Consider the following 20,864-nt stretch of genomic DNA (forward strand, 5'->3'; position numbering starts at 1 on the left):
CTCCAAGACTTTTCCATGGCCGGCACCTTGATGGGTTGCCAACCGTCAACAATTCGCGGGAAACCCCGCCTCCCGCACGGGTTATAAGGTCGTAGCGGCTCGATTCAAGGCGTCGCTGAGCAATGCGGCCGTTGCCTGCACCACCGGAATCACACGTTCATACGCCATCCGGGTGGGCCCGATCACACCCACCGCACCCAGAACCCGCCCCTGAGCGCCATAGCTTGCCGTGACTACGCTGCAACCATCAAGCGCCGTAAAGCCCGACTCTTCGCCGATGAAAAGCCGTACGCCCGGCGCGCGGGCACACACCTCCATCAATTGCAGCAACTCGTTTTTCTGCTGGAACGCATCGAACAGTTCGCGCAGGCGCTGCAGATTGGACAGCTCCGAATACGCCATCAGATTGGTCTGGCCGCTCACCAACACGTCGCTGCCTCCAGCCTGCGGCGCGAATGATGCAGTCGCCAGCTCCATCGTGCTCGACAGCAGGCGATTGAGCTCGCTGCCGGCCTCGCGCAGTTCGGCCAGCAGATGTGCGCGGATGTCGTCCACGCGAAAACCGACGAACTGCGCGTTGAGATAATTGGCGGCTTCTTCCAGCTCGCGACTGTCCAGCGGCTGAGCCAACTGCACGATGCGGTTCTGCACCTGATTGTCGGAGAACACCAGAATCACCAGCACGCGCGCGTCCGGCAGCGGCACGAAATCAATATGGCGCAAAGGAAAATCTGCCTGGCGCGGCACAGTCACTACACCGGCAAAATGCGTCATCGCCGAAAGCAGGGTCGACGCATTGCCGAGCAGGTCGAGCGTGTTGGTGGGGCCCGGCGGCAGCTCTCTCTGCAGACGCGCCATCTCGTCGTGTGGCAGCGGCTGCAATTCGATCAGGCTGTCGACGAAAAGGCGCAGCCCGCGCGGCGTCGGCACGCGACCAGCTGAAGTATGCGGGGAAGAGACCAGCCCGGCATCCTCGAGGTCGGCCATGATATTGCGGATCGTCGCAGGGCTTACATCCAGTCCGGACGAGCGCGACAACGTGCGCGACCCTACCGGCTCGCCGTCGACCAGATACTGGGCAATCAGCGTGCGCAACAAGCGTCGCGTGCGGGCGTCGAGATCGGGGCCGTGCGGATTAATCATGCGCTGTAGCAGTCCTTGAGACTGCACAGAAATAAGGTCTGCGCGCACAGCTTGCAAGTGAAATTCGTATTTAGTGCTGCCGGGCTACCGCTACAATCCATTGAAATCATCATCCCAACGCCCTGATTAACTGCCTCGACCATGCTTACCTCGCTTTACGTTCGTCATTTTGCGGTCGTTGAAGGCGCCGAGATCGCGTTCGGCCCCGGCCTGACCGTGGTCAGCGGCGAAACCGGCGCTGGCAAATCGCTGCTTGTCGATGCGCTGATGCTGCTGGCCGGCGCCCGCGCCGACAGCGGCATGGTACGCGCCGGCAGCGATCGCGCCGACCTGACCGCAGAATTTGATCTCACTGAGCTGCCCGACGCACGCGACTGGCTGCAGCGTGAAGAACTGGACGAAGAAGACCAGTGCCAGCTACGTCGCGTGATTCGCGCCGAAGGCAGTTCGAAGGCGTGGATCAACGGCCGCCCCGCCAACGCGCGCCAGCTCGGTGAACTGGCGTCGCTGCTGGTGGAGATTCATGGCCAACACGAGCATCAAGCGCTTCTTTCGCGCTCGCATCAGATGGCCCTGCTCGACGCCTATGCCGGCCATGACACCCTGCTGACGCGAGTGCGCGACAGCGCGCTGCAGTGGCGCGAGCTGGGTGTACGCGTACGTAAACTCAGCGGCGGCGACGATCGTGATCAGCGTATCGAGCTACTGAACCACGAGCTGGGCGAACTGGAAAAGTGGACGCTGCCCACTGCCGAACTGACCGAACTGGAGACCAGCCACAAGCGCCTCGCCAACGCGGGACGGTTGGCTGAAGGCGCCTCCGGGGTCGTCGAACTGCTCGATGGCGAAGGTGAGTTTGCCCTGCGTCGCGCACTCGGTCGCGCCCACGCAGAGCTGGGCAAACTGGCTGTGATTGACGATCGGCTGACGCCATTGCTCGAACTGCTCGACAACGCCGAAATCCAGCTCGGCGAAGCCGCAGATGGACTGGGCCGTTACGCGCAGGATGTCGATCTCGATCCTGATCGCTATAGCGAAGTAGACACGCATCTCGCACATCTGCATGAATTATCGCGACGTCATCGATTACCGGTCGCCGAGCTGCACGACAAGCTCGACGTGCTGCGTACGGAACTGGCCGAACTCGAAGGCGCCGGTGACGCCTTGGAAAAACTGGCGGTCCAGCGCGAACAACTGCAACGCGACTACACCATCGCCGCGGGCCAACTCAGCGAGGCACGATTCACTGCCGCTGCCAGGCTCGACATTGAAGTCAGCGCACTCATGAGTGAGCTGGGCATGACTGGTGGCCTGCTGCGCATCGAGCTGGAACCCGTCGCCGGCGACGAGCCCGATCCGCAGGGCAAGGAGCGCTGCGAACTACTGGTCAGCGCCAATCCCGGCCAACCACCGCGGCCGCTGCGCAAGGTGGCTTCCGGCGGTGAACTGGCACGCATCAGTCTGGCTATTGAAGTTGCCACGCTGGGCAAGGACACCGTCGGCAGCATGGTATTCGACGAGGTCGACACCGGCATTGGCGGTGCTGTTGCGGAAGTGGTTGGTCAAAAATTGCGCTCGCTGGGCTCGCAACGCCAAGTGCTTTGCGTTACTCATCTGCCGCAGGTAGCCGCGCAAGGCCATGCACATCTTCGCGTCAGCAAACAAAGTGATGGCGACGCCACCCGTACGCAGATCGAGAAACTCGACGCGGCCGGTCGGCGCGATGAGCTGGCACGCATGCTTGGCGGCGTCGAGATCACCCGCGAAACGCGGGCGCATGCCAAGCAGATGCTGGAGCGGGCTCAGAGCAACTGAGCTGATTGCCGACAATGGTGCCGAGCAAACGCAGCCCAGAAGTTCAGGTATTGACTGGCAGCAGCCCGCGGTCGGTTGCCATGCGATACAGATCCAGCTCCGAACCGGCACCCAGTTTGCCCATCAAACTGGCGCGATGGATATAGACAGTTTTCTGACCGATGCCTAGTTCGGCAGCTACCTGCTTGGGTGTGAGACCACCAGCCAACAGCAGAAACACCTCGCGTTCGCGCGCCGTCAATCGGCTGATCGGATCAAGCCCTGCACTCGACCTGCCAGCTCGACGCTCGCGTAAATCCGAACTCAGAAAGACTTCGCCGTGCATGACTGCGCGCAGACCCGCCACAAGTTCTTCCGGCGCCACACCTTTGGTCACATACCCACTGGCACCGCGGCGAAGCGCTTCCGAAACGTAGGGATCACCGTCATGCATGCTCAGCACGACAATGCGCGTTTCCACACAGACACTCAGCAGATGTTCGATCAGCGGCAAGCCGCTGCCATCGGGCAGCGACAGATCCAGCGCGACCAGATCGGGACGCCACTGACTTACCGCCTCCACGGCATCGTCACCGTTACGGCACTCGGCAACGACGTCGAGATCGGGCTCAAGCTCGATCAGTCGTTTGAAGCCCTCACGAACGATGGCGTGGTCATCGACCAAAACGATTTTGTGCATCCCGCTACTTTACACAGTGGATTACAACTTAGGCAGATGCCGCGAGAATCATTGGCCAGCGCCGACATCGCCGCATACCGGCGAACTGCCGCATGTACCATCCGCACATGCGCCTGAAATCACTCCATCTGCCAGATTCCGGCCCACTGCTGGCCATCGGCTACGTATTGCTCTGGCTGTTGCTGTGGATGACGGTGCAGCCATACTGGATGCTTCCCTACGGCTTGCGGTTTGGCGCACTGCTGCTGACGCCGGTGCGCCACTGGGGTTGGTTGCTTGGCGCGGAGTTGGCCGCTACGGCTGGAATTGCCCTGGTGCAAGGCATGCCACTAGGCTGGAACGGCTTTTTTCTCGCCGAACTGCCTGAGCCATTGGTGATGGCCCTTGGCCTGTGGCTGCTGCGCCGACTCAATCTGCATGCGAGTTTGAACAGTCCGCAGGAAGTGACACGCTTGCTGCTGTCGGTGGTGTTGATCGTGATCGCCACCACCGCTGTCGACGCAGCATTGCTGGACTTGATCCACGAACCCGGCTCGCCCGAGCTGATCATCAGCATCCTCGGCGAAGAGTTGCTCAGCCACTATCTGGGCATTCTGTTGATCGTGCCGTTAATGATTTTGCTGCTGCGCACCCGCTTCGATCGCCGTGCCCTGGCCAGCCTGTCCATGGACGGCCTGCTGGTGATGTTCCCGTCGATGATGATTTTGCTGGTGCTGTCCGAACAGGCCTCACCACAGCCGCAGTTTGCTCGCGTGCTGTCGCTGGCACCTGTGCTTTTTTTCGCGTTTCGCCACGGCTGGCGCGGTGCCAGCATGGCCATGATCATTTCGAGTTTCGGCATGAACCTGGTCGAGCAGCATCTCGGACATGCACCCTCGACCGCCGCGGCCTATCTTTTTCTTGCGGTGGCGGGTACGGGCGCGATCATGCTTGGCTCGGCAACCGATGCGCTGCGCCGCAGCAGCACGCGGGTCGCAGAGCAGAATGTCTATCTGGGTGCCGTCAACCGCCGGCTTGACCAACTCGCCCAGCAATTGCGCAGTGCCGCACGCGGCAATCTGCAGGCCGATGAAAACCAGCGCCGTCATCTGGCGGCCGAATTGCACGACGAGCTGGGGCAAAACATCACCGCCATCCAGACACACGTCAAGTTGGCGCAAACCCGGCTGCACGATGCAGGCATGCAGGACATCAGTACGTCGATCAATACCATCCTGGCCCATATGCGGCGGGCACTGCATCGCCTGCTGGATGATCTGCGCCCTGCCGTGCTGGATGAGTTCGGACTTATTCGCGCACTGGATGAGGGGCCGATCCGGGATCTATTGAACGCCGCCGGCATTACGTACTTCACCGAACTTCACGGCGACCCGCGTCTTCTTGATGACGACACGCGCACCGCGATTTACCGGCTCACCCAGGAAAGCGCGACCAATGCCGTGAAGCATGCGCAAGCCAGCGAGTTCAGAGTACGTTTGCGCATCGGCGAGCGCCAAGGCATGGCGCTTGCGCTACTGGATCTGCGGGACAACGGTACCGGCCTGCCGCATCGAATACCGCGCGGTGGCCGCGGCCTGCAAGGCATGCGTGATCGGGTCACCTCACTGGGTGGCCAGTTCCGCCTGCGGGCAGACCATGCTGGCGTTCACCTGCGAATTTTGTTGCGCAGCAACAACAGCTTGCCTGATCCTCAGCGCTTGAACTAGGAATTTTTCTTATACCTGGAACGTAAAGACTTCGTTACGATCAGGCCATCGATGTGGGGGAGCCACCATTGCAAGATGGTGGATCAGAATCACCGTGGGGACGGTGGTTCTGAAAAACGGCAGGATGCTGTTTCGCCGCTATTCGGCGACGAGCCTCGGCAACAGCAAGTTAGTGCTTGAGCCGGTCGTGAGTCAGGGTAGCGGAGCAGCCGCGAGTGGACAGGAGTCCTCTTCGCGGCTTTTTTATGGCCGCTATTCAGGCACTTGCAATGATTCGGCAGCTTGACCCACGCCCGGGAATTCGTCCGCAATCAAGCCAGCAGACAGGTCAATCCCTGCTCAACCCTTCTTGGGGCGATTTTTCGGGCGCACGTAGATCACCAGACTGTGATCCTCGATCACGTAGCCGTGACGATCGGCAATCTCGCGCTGCAGACGTTCAATCTCTTCGCTGACGAACTCAATGACATTTCCGCTGTCGACATCAATCATGTGATCGTGATGCTTGCCGCGATCCAGTTCGTAAACAGCCTGGCCACCCTCGAAATTGTGTTTGACGACGATACCGGCTGCTTCGAACTGGGTCAGCACGCGGTAGACCGTGGCTAGGCCAATGTCTTCCTGGTGAGCCAGTAGTTTTTTGTAGACGTCTTCCGCCGTGAGGTGCTGTACCCCTTCCTCATCAAAAATCTGCAGGATGCGCATCCGCGGATGCGTGACCTTGAGGCCGACCCGACGCAGTTCTTTGGTTTCCTGTTCCATAACCCACCCTTCGCACACAGCGCTACTGAGGCTGTAGTGTATCATCCGATACCTTTACGATCTGGACGCAACACGCATGCAAAAGCTGATCACCCTGCTGGTTTTCGCCGTGCTGGCGCTCTCCATCGCCGGCTGCCACATCGTCTATACCCCAGACGTGCAGCAAGGCAATCTGCTCGACAAGACCATGGTGGATCAACTGAAGCCAGGCATGACCAAGCGTCAGGTGCTCGTGTTGATGGGCACACCGTCTGTCAGCACGCCATTCAACCAGAGTCGTTGGGATTATGTGTCTACTCAGGAGCACCGCGGCGGCCCGATCAAACTGCGAACCTTTACGCTGACCTTCAACAACGACACATTGGTTGGAACCCAGGGCGATTTCTTCGCGCAAGACGCCGAGCAGCTCGTCAAGGACAGCAAGAAGTATCACGCCAGTTACCCGGTTAACGAAACCAAGGGTGACAAGAGCAAGACGCCCGATGAAGACAACAAGGACGGCGGCTTTGGTTCCGGTACTGACAACGGCACGACCCCTTCCCCGACCAGCGGCGGCAACGACGACGGCCATTGACCGACACGTCACTGGTCTGCTTCAGCGGATGCGCCGTCGACGCGCCTCCATCGGATCAAGCATCAATGGCCGGTAGATCTCAATTCGATCACCGGCCTGCACCAGGTGATCCGACGAGACACGCTTCGAGAAGATACCTAGCCGGTCAGGGTCAACCATGCCGCCTGGCAAAATTTCAGCGACGCCCGATGCACTGATGGCCTGCATCACCGTGCTGCCTTCGACCACCTCGATACACCGCAACCACTGCCGCTCTGCATCGAGGTGGACAACTTCGACAGATATCATGCGGTCAGCCATAAACCCGCTCGGCCTCACGGCAAAAGTCGTCCACCATGCGGTTGGCCAGTCCCTGGAAGCCGAGCTTCAAGGCCCCTCCCCCCAGCCGGCTGGCATAGTCGAAATCCAGCGCGAAACTGATCTTGCAACCAGCGTCGCCCAGGGCCAGGAAGTCCCATATGCCGTCAAGGCTGCGAAAGGGTCCATCCACCAGACTCATATGCAGACGCTTAGGTGGATTGACCGAATTCCGTGTAGTAAAGCTCTGGCGAAACCCCGCGAACTTGAGATCGAGCCTCGCCACCAGCACATCACCGGTACGCTCGAGTATCTCGGCACCCACACACCAAGGGAAACGCTTTGGGTATGCTTCGACGTCATTGACCAGGTCGAACATCTGCGCCGGCGAATAATTCACCAGGGCGCTACGACGGATTTCGATCATGGCAGCCTCTTCATATCACACTGGATTCGACCCGATATGCGGTCGATCCGGCATCAGGGCAACTAGGCCCGAGTTTAACGGACATGGCCAAAGCGAAGGACAAAGACAACAAGGGCGGCGGCACGATCGCGCTGAACAAGCGCGCGCGCTTCGAATATCACATCGATCAGCGATACGAGGCGGGTATCGCGTTGGAAGGATGGGAATTGAAGGCCTTGCGTGCCGGCCGGATCAACTTTGGCGAAAGCTACGCCACCGTCAAGAACGACGAGATCTTTCTGGTCGGCGCATCGATACCACCGCTGATCAGTGCATCCACCCACGTGGTCGCGGTAGATCGCCGCACGCGAAAACTGCTTCTGCATCGCAAGGAAATTGACCAGCTGATCGGCGCGGTCGAGCGCAAGGGCTATACGCTGGTGCCTACCGCGATGTACTGGAAGGGCAACAAGGTCAAGGTCGAGATCGGCCTGGCCCAGGGCAAGCAGGAACACGACAAGCGCAATACCGAAAAGCAGCGCGACTGGCAGATCGAAAAACAGCGCACCATGCGCTCGCACAACCGCGCCGCTTGAATTGACAAGAAGCTGTGTACGCAAAAAAAGCCCTTGATGACCATCAAGGGCTTTTTGTTTATTGAGGTGGCCTCTATCGAACTATTCGCTGGAAGCCTTGCTTCATAAGGGTTTGGCTGTTTCCAAGTTTTGACATACCCTAAAATATGCCAAGCAGTCGCTGCGCGGATCGACTTGCATGCGAGCCGGATCATGCTGCGGATGGAAACGCTATCTTCGCTGGTTGGGTAGCCAGGGCAATCTGTTTTATTTCCTGGCCGACTCCGTAATAAAGTTGCCGACCGCGAAAATGGCAAGAACAACGAGAATCAGCGCGCTGACGATCAGCGAACAAGAAGTCGCAACTAATCTCACTACCCAGCGAATAACTACCTGATTTTCGATGACTTCGGCTCCGGGTTGGTTGGTCAGCTCATTCAATTTGTCGACCCGCGTGTTTGCTGTGATCTCTCCATGACGTTCATGGGCACTAAAATTGAAATGACCAATGCAATTTTGAGTCAGGTCAGTTGCCTTGCCCCCTTCCCAGCTATTTGATCCGGCTAAAAGTCGAGAGATTCGGCGAAACCAAGCCTAAGCAACGAGGTGGTTTCGCAATAAAGAAGGCCCCTAAGTGCGTCAAGCACTTAGGGGCCATTGTGGTGGCGTCTATTGAATTGGAAGCCGTAAGCCCTGTGGCACATAGGGTTTAAGATTTAATTATTCCGAGTTGCCCCCAAAGTTGCCCCCTCATTACATTCGCTTGACCCTTCGCCGCACCGTAAATCAATACCCAGATCCATAAGAGGATGTTGGCGGCTGGGTCGCATACGGGTTCTGCTGGTAAGAGCTGCGTTGGGTCGGCTGCGCATAATTCGGTTGGGTCTGCTGCCCATAGTTAGGGGTTGCATAAGGGTTGCGAGTGCCCTCCTGACCGGTGTAGGGGTTTACGTTGCCTTGCGTCGAATAGTTGTCAGTTTTCGTATTGTTGGGATTGGTCTGGTAATGGGGTTCCACGTACGTCCCGTTGGCGCGGGTGTACCCACTCACATAATGTTGCGCCGCTGCCGAGAATGAGAGCGTCGCCAACAAGGCAAACATTGCGCCGATAACAACTTTCTTGTTCATATCAAAATCTCCGTATGGATTGGCAGGATGGCTTCGTTGCCCCAGATAGGGCCAGCAAGATAGATGCATGCATACACCGAGCCATGCTCTCAGGACAGTAAACCGGCGCTGGGAGCGTTCTGCACCTGCTCGCACGACGAAAATTGGGCACAATGTGCCTCGCCGTTGCTGCATTGGGTGGCGTTATGGCGTGTGACGCTTGCGGGACTGGCTGGCAGCATCAAGCGCAGTGCGGACAGATGTAGGTTTATCGTTGCATGGCGCTTAGGCAACATCGGTCACGCTGCTGACGGGGAGAGGATTCTCAAACTATGCGTGGGCTACTGCTTTTCGTTTGCGTAATTTGCATTGCAGCGTGTGCAAAGGCACCAGACGTCTCCAGCTTTGCGTTGACCGTCCTCGGGCACGACGAAGCGACGAAAGAATGGACAATGGAGTCCAACGACACCCGCAGCAAGCAACGCATTCGCTACGTTGCGACATGCAGCACATACCACCAAGCAGGCCATCCAATGGACAGCGGTGCAGATGCCTGCTCATTTCGCGTCGGGGAAACGATGGTCGAAAGTTTTAAGCCCAAAAGCTGGACCGACATTACTATCGATAACAGCGGAACAATGGCGATCTTGACGGGCCAAGGATCAGATCAAGTTATTCAACTTCTGAAGGTTAAATCAGCGCATGTTGTTGAGATACCTAGGTAAGGGTTTCGCCGTCGCATTCCGTCTCGACAGTGCGACTAGCGCAATGACACGCAAAGGGATTTTGACGCTGACTTCCCCGAAAATCCGCCTGTAATTCACTGCACTTTATTCCGGAAGCTCGCCAGCAGCGATCAGCGCCAGCGCATCAATTACGCTGGAATAGTTACCCCGCTGCGCCTCGATGACGCGTAGGGCTTTGTCACTAGGCGAGTAGTCTATATGGGCATACATCGCGCGGCATGCGCGTTGCTGCTCCAGCTTCCGCGCCTTACGCCATGCCTGCCAGTGGGCATGATCGTTACCGGTCTGTACAGGCAGACCGGTCTGGCACGTCATGCCTCAAACCTCCTTGCTTCGCGTCGGCAAATTTGCCGTCACCCTCGCCTTTCCCTCGACCGTGCGCGGCCCGGTAGAGCACCCGCCATGCCACTTGCATCGCTGCTTGCCCGGCACGCTCAGCGCCTCGCATGGTTGGCCGTCACTGCGGCGACGCCCACCGCACACCGCACGTTTCGTGACATCACGGGCTGCGCACCTTGACAGGTAAGCAGGTGCCCACGTCGGCAACCCTTCAAAGTCACTCGCGCCCGCGCGTATGGCGTCGATAATTCCGGGCTTGTTGGTCGATTCGCCAAAGTCTTTCGCGCGTGTGCAGACTGGGCGCCCACTGTTGGCAGCGTCACTCGGCCCGGCTAAGTCAAACGCGTGCGCGCACCTGCGCGATGTGTGCCGTAATTCCGGGGCCGCCCCCGTAGCTTTCAAGATCAAACGGTCAATCACGCTGCTGGAGTCGCTGCCCACGTAGGGCTTCAGCTCGGCTGTGATGATGGCAAGCGCCCGCGCATTGGGGTGGTAGTCGATCCGTTTAACCCCGTGCCTGCGCTGGCGCTGCAATGCGAGCGCGCGCGCCTTGCGCTGCTTTATCGGATCGGCTTGGTAATCAGCGTTGTGCATGGGGTTGTTTCGCAGATTGGTCTACTTTATTCCGGAAGATGGTCAGCGGCCGTCCAAATCAGCGCGTCGATCACGGTTGAGTAGTCACCGCCAGCGCGATTGCTCACCTTGGACGCAATGACGGCCAACGCCGCGGGGCTGGGGTAATAGTCGATCCGCGGATAACGTCCCCGTCGCTCGCGCTGCTGCTCCAGCTTTCGCGTTTTGCACCATGCCCGCCACTCGGCGTTGTCAGAAACGGTAACTATCGGCTGTCCAGGTTGCCAGGTCATAGGGTCGCCTTCTTGATCGGGTGGAAGTGCGAACAACCGCGCCGCTGCATGGGGTACTGCGTGCCCTTCCCTGCGCCGCATGCGCCCATGCCGGCCGCCGGACTGATCGTGTCTGGGGTGAAGTGTCGGCAGCCCTCACACGCTACGGGCGGGCGCGGGATGTAGCCGCCAGCCTTGCGCACGAAACACCACGGGCAGCCCAGCGCACGCGGCCAGCCGTCGACCACGGGCAACACCGCGGCAACATCGGGATACGCCCATACCGGGCCGCAGAGCTGGCAGTGAATCGCTGCCGTATGCCCAGCAGGTACGCGGCCGGCGTGGCGCTCTGCCGTTTCCTCCAGCAGTGACAGATACCCGGCAAGTTGGCGCGAATCCAAGCCAATGCATGCAGCCACGTCCAGATCATGCAGCCGGTGAATACTCGCCGCGTCGATCCAATTAGCACCAGCCAGCGCCAGCAGACGGGCACGTAGCTGTTTCAGTGCTGGCGCGTCCAGCAGTACGGCAGCCCCGATATTTGCAGAATTGCCGGATGGGTCACTGACAGAACTGACACAACTAGGTTTTGTCAGTTTTGTCAGTGAGTCAGATCGGCCGTTTTGAGGTTGTGTCAGTTGTGTCAGTGGGTCGCCCTGCCCTTTCTGAAATACCGCGCCGCGCTGTTCCTGCAACTTGGCACGCCAGCTCATGGGGTCACCCTCCACGCAAACACCACGGTTCGGCGCCCACCTTGCGGGCCGGGTTCGTTGACTTGCGTCAGCAGGTGCCGACACTCCACCAGCAGGTCCAGCCCTTCCTCGATGGCATCGCGGTCACTCAGGCCAGTCCAGCCGCGCCGTTGCAGGTCGCGTGCGGTAAACGATTCGCTCAGGTCGGGTCGCTTCTTCAGGATCAGGTGCGCCGCTGTCAGCCCGTTATCCATGGCCGGGGCATAGATGCGCCGCGCGTGGCCTTCCAGGTAGCTACACCAGTCCAGGGCCATGGCGAGCGTGTCCGCAGTGACCGCGCCTGCGTGACCATCGGCCAGGTGCAGCACCAGCGCCAGTCGCCCCGCCAGTGCCGGATACTTGGCAAGGTGAGACTCCATCCATGCCGCCTCGTTGCCCTCGCGTAGCCGCCCCATGAGCTGGGTCTGCCAGTCGATCAGCAGCCCTTGTGCCTCACCATCGAAGCGCAGGAACGGCACGTCCGCCGATGCGTGACGCTCGGCGCCGATAGCGCCCGCGTCCAGTGCCCGCAGATTTTGAAACGTCGCCCATGCGCTGGCCTCGGCTTTCGGGTCTATAGGTCGGTCGGTATATGTCCAGCTCGTCGGCAGGTCGGGATACACCGCCAACTGAAACCGCTGGATCAGGCCGTCATCACTGAAGCCGCCTCGGATCGCGCCGCGAACGTATTCCGCCAGCTTGCCCGGTTGCATGCCGCCGAGTATCGACATGGCACAGGCTTCAATGGGGATGGTGCCGCGTCCGATACGATCAACGGTAAAGGCGCCGGTGCCGTTCCAGCACTCCAGCCAGAACGCACGGTCACTTTCGCGCCCATCACGATCCAAGCCCGCCAGCCAGCCGGCCAGCTCGTCGCGGTATTGCACCAGTCCGCGCGGGTTGGCGTTCAGCAGCTCACCCAGCTTTTCCACTGTCGCATCATTGACCAGAATGCGCGGCTCGCTCGGCGGGTGATCCTCGAATAACGCGGCCTCGGCGGCAGCTTCTGCGCCTAGATGGTCTTTCTTTTTCAGCGCCGCTTGAATGTCTTTCTTGGCATTGGCCTTCGCCGCGTCAGCGACCATGACGCGCGCTTCATATTCGCGCGCCTCCACGTCATAGATCGCGCGTTCCTCGCCCGCCAGCCGCTCCAGCATTCGACGTGCTGGCGATAGCGCCGGACTCTTGCCGCTACTGGGTCGCCCGATCACACAGCCCCACAACATGGGCCGCTCATACCAGCGGGCATGCTGTTTCATGGCAATGCCCACATGCCGCCCGATGGTGCCGCCCAGTGCCACCATGGCCGGTATTGCGGTGAAGTCCAGGGGCACTTGCAGCCCATCGGCAGCGTCAACACACCACGCGCGTACGGATGCCGGCAACATGCCTTCATCGAATGCGGGAACGTCTGGCAGCGGCGCAGGTAGCGGCTCCGGCGCACTGGCCGACATGGCGCCGTCTTTGATTTCGATTGATTGTTTTTCAAAGCTTGCAGCCAGCCTCGGCAGCGCCAGCACGTCCGCTGCCGTAGCGTTTGGGTGCATCGCCAGCCAGTCCACCGCGTCGCCCTTGTCAGGCACGCCCAGTGCCCCTGCGTTGACCACCTCCACGGCGCAGCCAAGTGCGCGCAACTTGGCGGTCACGTTCTCCGCATACTTGCGGCCCGCTTCGTCGTGGTCGGGCCAGACAAGCGCCGGCTGTTCGGGTGCTGTCGCCCAGTCCGTATCATTCGCACGCTGCGCACCACCGATACTGGTGCAGGCCGGCACGCCGAGTTTCGCCAGTGCATCGGCGCACGCCTCGCCTTCGACATGGGCCCTCGGGCCTGAATCGACCAGAGGATAAGGTGGCACGTACAACGGCCAGCCGGTCGCCGGTCGTGCTGGCCCCTTTGCGATGTAACTGCCGTCGCTAGCGCGGTGGATTGGGCGAATAATCTTGCCCTTGCCGTCGCACTCGTGGCGTTCCTTCAATTGATTGCGCTGCGCATCACTCAGCGCTTGCCATTGTGGATGCTTTAGCCGTACCACCCGCAGCAGTTCGCTACCATCGGGCATGACGTAGCGATGCAGGCCACGCAATGCGAAGCCAGCATGCAAAGGCCCCTTGAACAATCGAGCTACCGCATCTCGCGCCGTCTCTGGTGCCAGTTCTTTCATCACGGCATTCATGCGCCACCGCCGATCAGCTCGCGCACCGCTGCCCTAAAGTCCAGGCCGGTAAGCCGCTGGTGAAACTCCACCATGTCGCCCTTGCCGCAACCGGAATAGCAGCGCCAGTGGCCGCGTCCGCTGCTGAGCTTCACGCCAAAGCTGGGATTGTGATCGTCATGGAAGGGACACAAGCCCACGGCGTAACCGCTGCCGTTCGGCTGGCCCAGCTTGGCGACGCGCGGCCCGTAGTAAGCCGCAGCATCGGGCAGACGGTCGCGCCAGTTATTGGGAATGCGCGCCGAGTTCATGCCGCGCGTCCCTGTTCGATCAGCGCGCGTATGTCCTCTACCTTCCACGCGGTGATCCGCTCGCCAAGGTGAACTGGCTTTGGATAGCGGCCGCTGCGAACGCCAGCCCAGAAGTGCGACTTGCTTACCGGATAAATAGGCGGGATAGCAGGTGCCGTTTTAGTGGCAGCCCTACCGACGATCTGCCAAATTCTCAAAAATCCAGTTTCGGGGAGCGTGTGCATTGCCGTGTTTCCCTGTGCAGTAATGGACAGGGGCATTAAACCGAAACACAGGCGAGGCCTTTAGTGTGATTTAAAGCAGCTAACTAGATATTCGTACAGCCGTGCTAAATGCTCGGATTCAGTCAATTAATACGATTGCTTTGTAGCCGCCTCCTTTTTTGGCTAGTTCGCCGCGCATGAACTGCACAACGTCCGCCTTGTGGATGCCATGCCATGGAAGGACAACGGTGCAAGCTCGGATAAATTTTGAGTCATTCCAAAACTCTGGTTCGCCTAACCCACAACACACCCACAGCTTCGTCAAAAGTCGGGCGATCAAATGGTTCTTTCCTCCTAGAATGGGCCTACCAGAGCGTTTTTCAGATCGTTTAAACGTGTGACGAAAAGCACTAAGACGAACTAGCTGCTCATTTGCTTCGTAAGTGCCAGTTCGCCCCCTTACTCTCCCGCCCAAAGATCTTTGAATTAAATAGTTTAAAGCGTCCGTGCCGTCCCACTTTTCGTAAACGGCAAGTAGGGATTTCAATGCTTCGCCGAGTTCATCGGTCACCCTGCCCAGCTCCCTCGTCGTTGGAACTGGGATATTTAGCGACGCGTTCAGACAGTCGGGGCTAGCTGCGACACCAAAAACACGACATAAGTCGTCTTCGCCACACGCTATATAAGTAGCTTCGGCCCACGGCGATTTCAACGCGTTTGCAAAACGTTCGAATGCCTCTGCTTCAGATTTAACAGGGACGCTATACGATATGAACTGGCGTTCCCCCTCCTCATGTTGAACGTAAAGATAAGCGGCAAAAATATCCGGTAATCCGCATCTTCCAATCTCACGTTGTTTAAAAGAAACTCCAATTTGTGTTGCCGCCCCAGGATCAGACAAGACGAAACTTCTTGACGCACCTGCAGGATTTAAAATTTCATAGCTAACGGTTTCGTTATCACGGCGATCAATGCGTGACCTGCCGTAGTCTCGATAAGCCGCCCATACCTTGAGACCAAAATCCTTCAAGAAGGGGTCGGTCTGCTCATCAATTTCAGCAAGAAAAGCTTTCCATGCTTCTTCGTCGTCCGTGGGCGAACGGTGTCCCACACTTGTTGTAAATAGCAGACCCACTGCGCACACCTCTGCGCCCTTCAATAGATGCCGCGCCAGCCGGGGAAGGTGCCCGGTTTTCGGATGGCCGTCCTAGGCGCGGCGTTCAAAAGTTGTCGATCAGCTTGCCTTACGCGTCATCGGCACGACGTTGCCGCCCACCTTCAACGTGTCCAGATAGTCCGCCCATGCGGCCATCATCTTGCGACGTTCGGCAAGGTGCGCGGTGCGGTTGTACGCGCGACCGTTGGGGTCTTTCACGGCATGAGCTAGCTGGTGTTCGATGTAGTCGGGCCGGAAGTGCAGCACTTCATCCAACACCGTGCGCGCCATTGCCCGGAAACCATGGCCGCTCATTTCGTCGGTGGCGTAACCCATGCGGCGCAGTGCCGACAACACCGCGTTATTGCTCATTGGTCGCTGCGGACTACGCGCACTTGGGAACACGTAGCGGCCGCGCCCGGTCAGCGGGTGAAGCTCGCGCAGGATCGCCACCGCTTGCGGCGACAGCGGCACAAGGTGCGGCTCGCGCATCTTCATTTTCTCGGCGCGGATGTTCCACTGCGCCCCGTCCAGATCAAACTCCGCCCACTCGGCTTGCCGTAGCTCGCCCGGTCGCACAAATACCAGCGGCGCCAGCATTAGGGCGCACTTCGTGACCAGCGAGCCGTTATAGGCATCCATCGCGCGCAGCAGGCCACCGATTGCAACCGGGTCGACGATGGCGGCCAGATGGGTTTGCTTGACCGGCGGCAGCGCGCCGCGCAGATCCGCGACCGGATTGCGTTCGGCGCGGCCGGTGGCGATGGCATAGCGCAGCACCTGCCCGCAGTTTTGCAATACGCGGTGCGCAGACTCGACCGCGCCACGGTCAACAATGCGGTTGACGGTCGCCAGCAGCTCCTTTGCCGTAACGTCGGCAATCGGCCGCGTGCCCAGCCACGGAAAAACATCATTCTCCAGTCGCAGCATGATCCGGCTGGCGTGCAGCTCTACCCACGTTGCCGATTGCTTGGCGTGCCACTCACGCGCCACCACTTCAAAGCTGTTCGCCGCGCGTTCCTCGCCGGCAGCTTTTGCGGCCTTGCGCTGCTCGCCCGGATCGACGCCAGCGGCGAGCAGTTTGCGGGCCGCGTCGCGTTTCTCGCGCGCATCAGCCAGCCCCGTGTCTGGGTAGGTTCCGAGTGAGAGGCGTTTCTCCTTGCCCCCGAATCGGTACTTCAAGCGCCACCACTTGCCCCCCGCTGGAGCAACTTCCAAGTACAACCCGCCACTGTCGCCCATTTTGTAAGGTTTATCTGTTTGCTCGCCGCTCCCCGTAGGTTTAATCCCGGGCTTGGCCTTGCGGATGGTGACGTCGGAAAGTGTCATGGGGGCAACCCTTGTGGGGATAAGTACGCTTGCCCCCGATGTTGCCCCCTGTTGCCCCCAGATTGCAATGGATGGGGTTGGACGGCATAAGGCACAAAAAAGGCCGGAACCTTTGCTTTTGCTAGGGTTACCGGCCTTCGTTGGACTACTTTGGAGCTTTAATTGGTGGAGGTGGCGGGAGTCGAACCCGCGTCCGAGAGCGTTCAACGCCCGGATCTACATGCTTAGCTCAACGTTCGATCTCGTTCCGCGACAAGCACGATGGGCAAAGCGCACCGCGGAACCAGCCTGATTGATTTGACCTAGTACCGCCAGGCGGCAGTCTTTGGCGATCCCGTGATAATGACCCTACACCGACGAGCACGAGCACAAGTGGGTTCGGGGCTTACGCCTTAAGCGGCGAGAGCGTAGTTGTCGTCGTTGGCAACTAGAAGTTTGCTGCTGGATTTACGAGGAAAGCTGCCCCCTCGGCATGCACCAAGTCATCTCACTACCCCCGTCGAAGCCAGAACACCCCCGGGGAAAACGATTTAACCTCCCGAGTATATGGGGACAGCGACCCGATCATCAATCTAATCCGTCGAATTGCCTGATTCACTACCTGGCCGGTAACTCGAAACCACGACGAAATGTAGCTAACGGCAAGTTGTTCGAGCGAGCGCGCAAGATCGATGACGCAATGCAGACATGGCACAAGCCCGCGTGGGCAGCATGAAAGCGGAGTGTTGTTCGGGCCACGATGCAACCTCTATACTCAGCCGCTTACATGACCGCGACTCCGCCGCAATCGTGAGAATGATCTCGATGACTCGACTGCAACTGCTTGGCCTGGCCGCGGCCACTGCCCTATTTGCCACTGCCGGCGTGCATGCCGAAGGTGACAAGGCCGCCGGAAAGAAACTGATCTATACCTGCGCTGGATGCCATGGCGTGCCTGGTTACAGCAACGCTTACCCGCAGTATCCGGTGCCGAAAATCGCCGGGCAGAACGAGCAATACATCATCAACGCTTTGCATGGCTACCAGAGCGGTGACCGCACGCATCCGACGATGGGCGCGCAGGCGCAGAGTCTGTCCGACACGGACATTCAGAACGTCGCCGCTTACCTTTCCAGCCTCGCCCAGTAGTCGCCAAGGACTCTCCGCATGAAACGTGCGCTTACCCTGCTTTCATTCGGCGCCATCCTGGCGTTTGCATCTACGCAACTGCTTGCCAGTGGCAATGCCGAGAACGGGAAAAAGAAAGCCGGCACCTGCTTTGCCTGCCATGGCACCGATGGCAACGCAGTCGACCCGCAGTATCCACGTCTCGCCGGTCAGTACGATGAGTACATCCAGCAGGCGCTGCATGAGTACAAAGACGGTCGACGCAACAACGCGATCATGAAGGGGATGGATGCGCCGTTGTCTGATCAGGATATCGAGGACATTGCTGCCTACTTCTCCAGCCTGCCGACCAAGCTGGATACACTGCAAGGTCATGTCGAAGGCGACAAATAATCTCGCCGCGATTGCATGAAAAAGCCCGCGATTGCGGGCTTTTTTTATGGCGATAGAGCGCTATCGAATCAACCAAGCGCGGATTTGCCTTCGGTCTTGCTGTAATAAGGCTTCTCGCCACCTGCATGATCCGTCGCGTCACGAACCGCGGTTATCTCGGGCACGCGTTCGCGCAAGTTTTTTTCGACGCCTTGCTTGAGGGTTACATCGACCATGCCACAGCCGTGACAGCCGCCGCCGAACTGCAGCAACACAGCACCACCGGCATCGATTTCCAACAGCGTGACCCTGCCACCGTGCGAGGCGAGCTGTGGATTGATCTCGGCATCGAGCACGTAGCGCACACGCTCGATCAAGCCGGATTCCGCGCCAGGTACATCACCCTTGATCTTCGGCGCGCGGATATTGAGCTGGCCGCCGGTGGCGTTGGTTTCAAAGTCGATGGTGGCGCCTTCGAGCCAGCGAGCGCTCTCGCCATCGACGTGGAAATCAAACCCTGTGCATTCGATCGTCCACTCACCGCCAGCCAGGTCAGCCGGCTCGCAGAACTCCAGTTCGCAATTGGCTGCTGCCGTTCCGGGCTGCGTCACGCGCAGGCGGATGCTCATGCCATCGCTACCCTGCTGCGAAAGAAGTCGCAGAAAATGCTGCTGCGCGCGCTCCGAGATGTCGATCATGCCTGCTCCGATGAAGTCCGACTCATGCCTGCGATTCGACGCAGGCGAAACAGCACCATTTTAGTCCTGTTTCGCTTTCGATGCGCGACTTTGACTTTCAGACATTCACGCTTGACGCTTGAACAACTATTTCACTTACCGGAGCCGTCCATGACCACAACTGACCTCGCCAGCCAGCACTGCAAGCCACTGAAGGGCGAGCAGCACCTGCTGAATGCTGAAAAAGTAACCACTTTTCTAAAGCAGCTACCAGGCTGGACGCTGAGTGACGACCAGCAAGCCATCATCAAGGACTTCAAATTCAATGACTTCCGCCACACGCTGGGATTTATCAATGCGGTGGGTTTTATGGCCAATCACGAGGATCATCACCCGGACATCGAAGCGGGTTACGGTCATTGCCAGCTGCTGTGGTCAACCCACGACGTGGGTGGCTTATCGATAAACGACTTTATCTGCGCCGCTCGTGTCGAAGGCCTGCTGGCGCGCTGAGGCAACGCTGACCGCTTCGTGCACCGGGTGATTAAAAATCGGTGCGCGACTTTTCCTTGAGATACAAAAGCCGTTTGCCTTTCACCGACAGCACATCGAGGAAATCCTTGAGATCGTCTGGCAACGGCGCGGAAAAACTGTACGAACGATCCTCAAGTTCAAAGCTCAGATGGGCCGCATGCAGAAACATCCGCTGCAAGCCCATATCGCGAAAACGCTTATTCATCTCGCGATCGCCGTATTTCGGATCACCCGCCAGCGGATGACCGATGTGGGCCGCATGAACACGGATCTGATGGGTGCGGCCAGTACCGAGTGTGGCCTGCATCAGGCGTGCGCTCGGGTACTGCTCCATTTCCTTGAAAAAAGTCAGCGAAGGCTTGCCGTTATCGGCTACCCGCACCATCCGCTCGCCGCCCTGCAGCACCGATTTGAGCAGCGGCGCATTGACATCGAACTTGGCCTTGGACGGGTGTCCCAGCATCAGGCACAGGTACTGCTTGGTCACTTCGCCAGCCCGAATGGCCGCCTGCAGGCCCGTGAGCCCAGCCCGCGTCTTGGCAAATACCAGCACGCCGCTGGTATCTCGGTCCAGCCGATGCACCAGCTCAAGGTGCTCCTGCGGTCTGGCCGCACGCAATAGCTCGATCGCTCCGTGGCTTACGCCGCTGCCGCCGTGGCTGGCAATGCCCGAAGGCTTGTCGATCACGAGAAAGTGCTTGTCTTCGAAGATGATGGCATCGGCCACCTGAGCGACCATGCCCGTGGCCGGCCCCTTGCCTTCGGGACGTTCAGCCACGCGAACCGGCGGAATACGGAGCATATCGCCGTCGGCGAGACGGGTATCGGGCTTGGCCCGCTTGCCGTTGACGCGCACCTGTCCGGTACGCAAAAGCCGGTAGATCATGCTCTTGGGCACGCCTTTGAGCAGGGTTACCAGCGCGTTATCGATGCGCTGACCATCCCGTTCAGGACCGATCGCGACTTGACGTACACCTTGAGGTGCGTCGGGGGAAGTTACCGTCTGCATTGAAAAAAACCTGATGAAATAGGATACTCGGCGAGCGCCACATTCTTCCCACCGATGTCTGGATCGGGTCGAATGACGGCCCGTCACGTCGGCGAGGATTGCGGCGGTTGCCCTTTGGCATCCAGCCTCGACTCCCTTTCATCGTAACGGTTCGGGTTGCTGTTGTCCGGTGCCATAGGGTATCGGGGCAGCAGGCGTAGTTGACCGAATCATCCCGACACCGGCAACGGTGCCGTTCATTTTGCCGCTTAACCGCAGCGGCGCGATCCCCGGCAGGCCGCCATCACA

At 59.2% G+C, this 20,864-nt stretch carries 25 protein-coding genes and 1 other RNA gene; 8 read left to right on the forward strand and 18 right to left on the reverse strand.

Annotated elements, in window-relative coordinates; all coding sequences use genetic code 11:
- Positions 1 to 81 precede the first annotated feature (81 nt).
- On the reverse strand, positions 82 to 1,143 hold the full coding sequence (gene hrcA / locus HDE79_RS12330; protein ID WP_184602277.1) for a heat-inducible transcriptional repressor HrcA: 1,062 nt from the start codon (positions 1,141 to 1,143) through the stop codon (positions 82 to 84).
- A 141-nt stretch (positions 1,144 to 1,284) separates the two neighbouring features.
- On the opposite strand from hrcA, the gene recN reads away from it, so the two are divergent.
- Positions 1,285 to 2,958, forward strand: a complete 1,674-nt coding sequence (gene recN / locus HDE79_RS12335) for a DNA repair protein RecN (RefSeq protein ID WP_184602278.1) — start codon at positions 1,285 to 1,287, stop codon at positions 2,956 to 2,958.
- A 43-nt stretch (positions 2,959 to 3,001) separates the two neighbouring features.
- Here recN and HDE79_RS12340 read toward each other — a convergent pair whose 3' ends face one another.
- Positions 3,002 to 3,637, reverse strand: a complete 636-nt coding sequence (locus HDE79_RS12340) for a response regulator transcription factor (protein ID WP_184602279.1) — start codon at positions 3,635 to 3,637, stop codon at positions 3,002 to 3,004.
- 107 nt (positions 3,638 to 3,744) lie between these two features.
- Here HDE79_RS12340 and HDE79_RS12345 point away from each other — a divergent pair, with 107 nt between their 5' ends.
- Positions 3,745 to 5,343 (forward strand): MASE1 domain-containing protein, encoded by a 1,599-nt coding sequence (locus HDE79_RS12345; protein ID WP_184602544.1) that lies wholly within the window; start codon positions 3,745 to 3,747, stop codon positions 5,341 to 5,343.
- A gap of 339 nt (positions 5,344 to 5,682) precedes the next feature.
- Here HDE79_RS12345 and fur read toward each other — a convergent pair whose 3' ends face one another.
- Positions 5,683 to 6,105 carry a ferric iron uptake transcriptional regulator gene (gene fur, locus HDE79_RS12350; protein ID WP_184602280.1) on the reverse strand — a complete coding sequence of 141 codons (423 nt, stop codon included), beginning with the start codon at positions 6,103 to 6,105 and terminating at the stop codon, positions 5,683 to 5,685.
- A gap of 76 nt (positions 6,106 to 6,181) precedes the next feature.
- Between fur and bamE the strand changes: the two genes are divergently transcribed.
- A complete protein-coding gene (gene bamE, locus HDE79_RS12355; protein WP_184602281.1) occupies positions 6,182 to 6,679 on the forward strand; it encodes an outer membrane protein assembly factor BamE in 498 nt (165 codons plus the stop codon).
- Positions 6,680 to 6,700: 21 nt separating this feature from the next.
- On the opposite strand, the gene HDE79_RS12360 is transcribed toward bamE, so the two are convergent.
- Both HDE79_RS12360 and HDE79_RS12365 read right to left on the reverse strand, forming a co-directional pair.
- Positions 6,701 to 6,979, reverse strand: a complete 279-nt coding sequence (locus HDE79_RS12360; protein ID WP_184602282.1) for an RnfH family protein — start codon at positions 6,977 to 6,979, stop codon at positions 6,701 to 6,703.
- Positions 6,972 to 7,403, reverse strand: coding sequence for a type II toxin-antitoxin system RatA family toxin (locus HDE79_RS12365; protein WP_184602283.1), 432 nt, complete (start codon positions 7,401 to 7,403; stop codon positions 6,972 to 6,974). Before HDE79_RS12365 ends, HDE79_RS12360 begins: the two co-directional genes overlap by 8 nt.
- Positions 7,404 to 7,486: 83 nt before the next feature.
- Here HDE79_RS12365 and smpB point away from each other — a divergent pair, with 83 nt between their 5' ends.
- Positions 7,487 to 7,978, forward strand: a complete 492-nt coding sequence (gene smpB / locus HDE79_RS12370; RefSeq protein WP_184602284.1) for an SsrA-binding protein SmpB — start codon at positions 7,487 to 7,489, stop codon at positions 7,976 to 7,978.
- 246 nt (positions 7,979 to 8,224) lie between these two features.
- On the opposite strand, the gene HDE79_RS12375 is transcribed toward smpB, so the two are convergent.
- Together HDE79_RS12375 and HDE79_RS12380 are read right to left on the reverse strand one after the other, a co-directional pair.
- Positions 8,225 to 8,398, reverse strand: coding sequence for a hypothetical protein (locus tag HDE79_RS12375; protein WP_184602285.1), 174 nt, complete (start codon positions 8,396 to 8,398; stop codon positions 8,225 to 8,227).
- A 345-nt stretch (positions 8,399 to 8,743) separates the two neighbouring features.
- Positions 8,744 to 9,085, reverse strand: coding sequence for a hypothetical protein (locus HDE79_RS12380; protein ID WP_184602286.1), 342 nt, complete (start codon positions 9,083 to 9,085; stop codon positions 8,744 to 8,746).
- 311 nt (positions 9,086 to 9,396) lie between these two features.
- On the opposite strand from HDE79_RS12380, the gene HDE79_RS12385 reads away from it, so the two are divergent.
- Positions 9,397 to 9,789 (forward strand): hypothetical protein, encoded by a 393-nt coding sequence (locus HDE79_RS12385; RefSeq protein ID WP_184602287.1) that lies wholly within the window; start codon positions 9,397 to 9,399, stop codon positions 9,787 to 9,789.
- Positions 9,790 to 9,894: 105 nt separating this feature from the next.
- On the opposite strand, the gene HDE79_RS12390 is transcribed toward HDE79_RS12385, so the two are convergent.
- The 9 genes from HDE79_RS12390 to ssrA form a co-directional block, all read right to left on the reverse strand.
- Complete coding sequence (locus tag HDE79_RS12390; RefSeq protein WP_184602288.1) at positions 9,895 to 10,125, reverse strand: hypothetical protein; 231 nt, start codon at positions 10,123 to 10,125, stop codon at positions 9,895 to 9,897.
- A gap of 644 nt (positions 10,126 to 10,769) precedes the next feature.
- Positions 10,770 to 11,015 carry a hypothetical protein gene (locus HDE79_RS12395; protein ID WP_184602289.1) on the reverse strand — a complete coding sequence of 82 codons (246 nt, stop codon included), beginning with the start codon at positions 11,013 to 11,015 and terminating at the stop codon, positions 10,770 to 10,772.
- Positions 11,012 to 11,707 (reverse strand): hypothetical protein, encoded by a 696-nt coding sequence (locus tag HDE79_RS12400; RefSeq protein ID WP_184602290.1) that lies wholly within the window; start codon positions 11,705 to 11,707, stop codon positions 11,012 to 11,014. The genes HDE79_RS12395 and HDE79_RS12400 overlap by 4 nt, the downstream gene beginning before the upstream one ends.
- Positions 11,704 to 13,899, reverse strand: a complete 2,196-nt coding sequence (locus HDE79_RS12405; RefSeq protein ID WP_184602291.1) for a YfjI family protein — start codon at positions 13,897 to 13,899, stop codon at positions 11,704 to 11,706. The genes HDE79_RS12400 and HDE79_RS12405 overlap by 4 nt, the downstream gene beginning before the upstream one ends.
- Positions 13,896 to 14,189, reverse strand: a complete 294-nt coding sequence (locus HDE79_RS12410) for a CHC2 zinc finger domain-containing protein (protein WP_184602292.1) — start codon at positions 14,187 to 14,189, stop codon at positions 13,896 to 13,898. Before HDE79_RS12410 ends, HDE79_RS12405 begins: the two co-directional genes overlap by 4 nt.
- Positions 14,186 to 14,449 carry an AlpA family phage regulatory protein gene (locus HDE79_RS12415; protein WP_343205960.1) on the reverse strand — a complete coding sequence of 88 codons (264 nt, stop codon included), beginning with the start codon at positions 14,447 to 14,449 and terminating at the stop codon, positions 14,186 to 14,188. The genes HDE79_RS12410 and HDE79_RS12415 overlap by 4 nt, the downstream gene beginning before the upstream one ends.
- An 82-nt stretch (positions 14,450 to 14,531) precedes the next feature.
- Positions 14,532 to 15,527 (reverse strand): hypothetical protein, encoded by a 996-nt coding sequence (locus HDE79_RS12420; protein WP_184602294.1) that lies wholly within the window; start codon positions 15,525 to 15,527, stop codon positions 14,532 to 14,534.
- Between the two features lie 99 nt (positions 15,528 to 15,626).
- The gene (locus HDE79_RS12425; protein ID WP_184602295.1) at positions 15,627 to 16,877 is read right to left on the reverse strand and encodes an integrase arm-type DNA-binding domain-containing protein; all 1,251 of its coding nucleotides are present in this window, start codon (positions 16,875 to 16,877) and stop codon (positions 15,627 to 15,629) included.
- Positions 16,878 to 17,040: 163 nt separating this feature from the next.
- Positions 17,041 to 17,395: a transfer-messenger RNA gene (ssrA, locus tag HDE79_RS12430) on the reverse strand.
- Between the two features lie 286 nt (positions 17,396 to 17,681).
- On the opposite strand from ssrA, the gene HDE79_RS12435 reads away from it, so the two are divergent.
- Complete coding sequence (locus HDE79_RS12435) at positions 17,682 to 18,005, forward strand: cytochrome c (protein ID WP_184602296.1); 324 nt, start codon at positions 17,682 to 17,684, stop codon at positions 18,003 to 18,005.
- Between the two features lie 18 nt (positions 18,006 to 18,023).
- Positions 18,024 to 18,377, forward strand: coding sequence for a cytochrome c (locus tag HDE79_RS12440; RefSeq protein ID WP_184602297.1), 354 nt, complete (start codon positions 18,024 to 18,026; stop codon positions 18,375 to 18,377).
- A gap of 68 nt (positions 18,378 to 18,445) precedes the next feature.
- Here the strand turns inward: HDE79_RS12440 and HDE79_RS12445 are convergent, their stop codons facing one another.
- A complete protein-coding gene (locus HDE79_RS12445; protein WP_184602298.1) occupies positions 18,446 to 19,054 on the reverse strand; it encodes an NfuA family Fe-S biogenesis protein in 609 nt (202 codons plus the stop codon).
- A gap of 150 nt (positions 19,055 to 19,204) precedes the next feature.
- On the opposite strand from HDE79_RS12445, the gene HDE79_RS12450 reads away from it, so the two are divergent.
- Complete coding sequence (locus HDE79_RS12450) at positions 19,205 to 19,546, forward strand: 4a-hydroxytetrahydrobiopterin dehydratase (RefSeq protein WP_184602299.1); 342 nt, start codon at positions 19,205 to 19,207, stop codon at positions 19,544 to 19,546.
- A gap of 31 nt (positions 19,547 to 19,577) precedes the next feature.
- Here the strand turns inward: HDE79_RS12450 and HDE79_RS12455 are convergent, their stop codons facing one another.
- Positions 19,578 to 20,576, reverse strand: a complete 999-nt coding sequence (locus HDE79_RS12455; protein WP_184602300.1) for an RluA family pseudouridine synthase — start codon at positions 20,574 to 20,576, stop codon at positions 19,578 to 19,580.
- Positions 20,577 to 20,864 lie beyond the last annotated feature (288 nt).

Source organism: Rhodanobacter sp. MP1X3, from assembly GCF_014207165.1.
Classification (GTDB): Bacteria; Pseudomonadota; Gammaproteobacteria; order Xanthomonadales; family Rhodanobacteraceae; genus Rhodanobacter.

Coding starts and splice junctions, on each gene's coding strand:
- HDE79_RS12450 (WP_184602299.1), top strand. CDS start 19,205: ATGACCACAACTGACCTCGCCAGCCAGCACTGCAAGCCACTGAAGGGC.
- HDE79_RS12410 (WP_184602292.1), bottom strand. CDS start 14,189: ATGAACTCGGCGCGCATTCCCAATAACTGGCGCGACCGTCTGCCCGAT.
- fur (WP_184602280.1), bottom strand. CDS start 6,105: ATGGAACAGGAAACCAAAGAACTGCGTCGGGTCGGCCTCAAGGTCACG.
- HDE79_RS12345 (WP_184602544.1), top strand. CDS start 3,745: ATGCGCCTGAAATCACTCCATCTGCCAGATTCCGGCCCACTGCTGGCC.
- recN (WP_184602278.1), top strand. CDS start 1,285: ATGCTTACCTCGCTTTACGTTCGTCATTTTGCGGTCGTTGAAGGCGCC.
- HDE79_RS12455 (WP_184602300.1), bottom strand. CDS start 20,576: ATGCAGACGGTAACTTCCCCCGACGCACCTCAAGGTGTACGTCAAGTC.
- HDE79_RS12435 (WP_184602296.1), top strand. CDS start 17,682: ATGACTCGACTGCAACTGCTTGGCCTGGCCGCGGCCACTGCCCTATTT.
- HDE79_RS12360 (WP_184602282.1), bottom strand. CDS start 6,979: ATGGCTGACCGCATGATATCTGTCGAAGTTGTCCACCTCGATGCAGAG.
- HDE79_RS12390 (WP_184602288.1), bottom strand. CDS start 10,125: ATGACGTGCCAGACCGGTCTGCCTGTACAGACCGGTAACGATCATGCC.
- HDE79_RS12415 (WP_343205960.1), bottom strand. CDS start 14,449: ATGCCCCTGTCCATTACTGCACAGGGAAACACGGCAATGCACACGCTC.
- HDE79_RS12400 (WP_184602290.1), bottom strand. CDS start 11,707: ATGAGCTGGCGTGCCAAGTTGCAGGAACAGCGCGGCGCGGTATTTCAG.
- HDE79_RS12425 (WP_184602295.1), bottom strand. CDS start 16,877: ATGACACTTTCCGACGTCACCATCCGCAAGGCCAAGCCCGGGATTAAA.
- HDE79_RS12405 (WP_184602291.1), bottom strand. CDS start 13,899: ATGAATGCCGTGATGAAAGAACTGGCACCAGAGACGGCGCGAGATGCG.
- HDE79_RS12365 (WP_184602283.1), bottom strand. CDS start 7,403: ATGATCGAAATCCGTCGTAGCGCCCTGGTGAATTATTCGCCGGCGCAG.
- HDE79_RS12380 (WP_184602286.1), bottom strand. CDS start 9,085: ATGAACAAGAAAGTTGTTATCGGCGCAATGTTTGCCTTGTTGGCGACG.
- HDE79_RS12395 (WP_184602289.1), bottom strand. CDS start 11,015: ATGACCTGGCAACCTGGACAGCCGATAGTTACCGTTTCTGACAACGCC.
- bamE (WP_184602281.1), top strand. CDS start 6,182: ATGCAAAAGCTGATCACCCTGCTGGTTTTCGCCGTGCTGGCGCTCTCC.
- HDE79_RS12340 (WP_184602279.1), bottom strand. CDS start 3,637: ATGCACAAAATCGTTTTGGTCGATGACCACGCCATCGTTCGTGAGGGC.
- HDE79_RS12385 (WP_184602287.1), top strand. CDS start 9,397: ATGCGTGGGCTACTGCTTTTCGTTTGCGTAATTTGCATTGCAGCGTGT.
- smpB (WP_184602284.1), top strand. CDS start 7,487: ATGGCCAAAGCGAAGGACAAAGACAACAAGGGCGGCGGCACGATCGCG.
- HDE79_RS12440 (WP_184602297.1), top strand. CDS start 18,024: ATGAAACGTGCGCTTACCCTGCTTTCATTCGGCGCCATCCTGGCGTTT.
- HDE79_RS12445 (WP_184602298.1), bottom strand. CDS start 19,054: ATGATCGACATCTCGGAGCGCGCGCAGCAGCATTTTCTGCGACTTCTT.
- hrcA (WP_184602277.1), bottom strand. CDS start 1,143: ATGATTAATCCGCACGGCCCCGATCTCGACGCCCGCACGCGACGCTTG.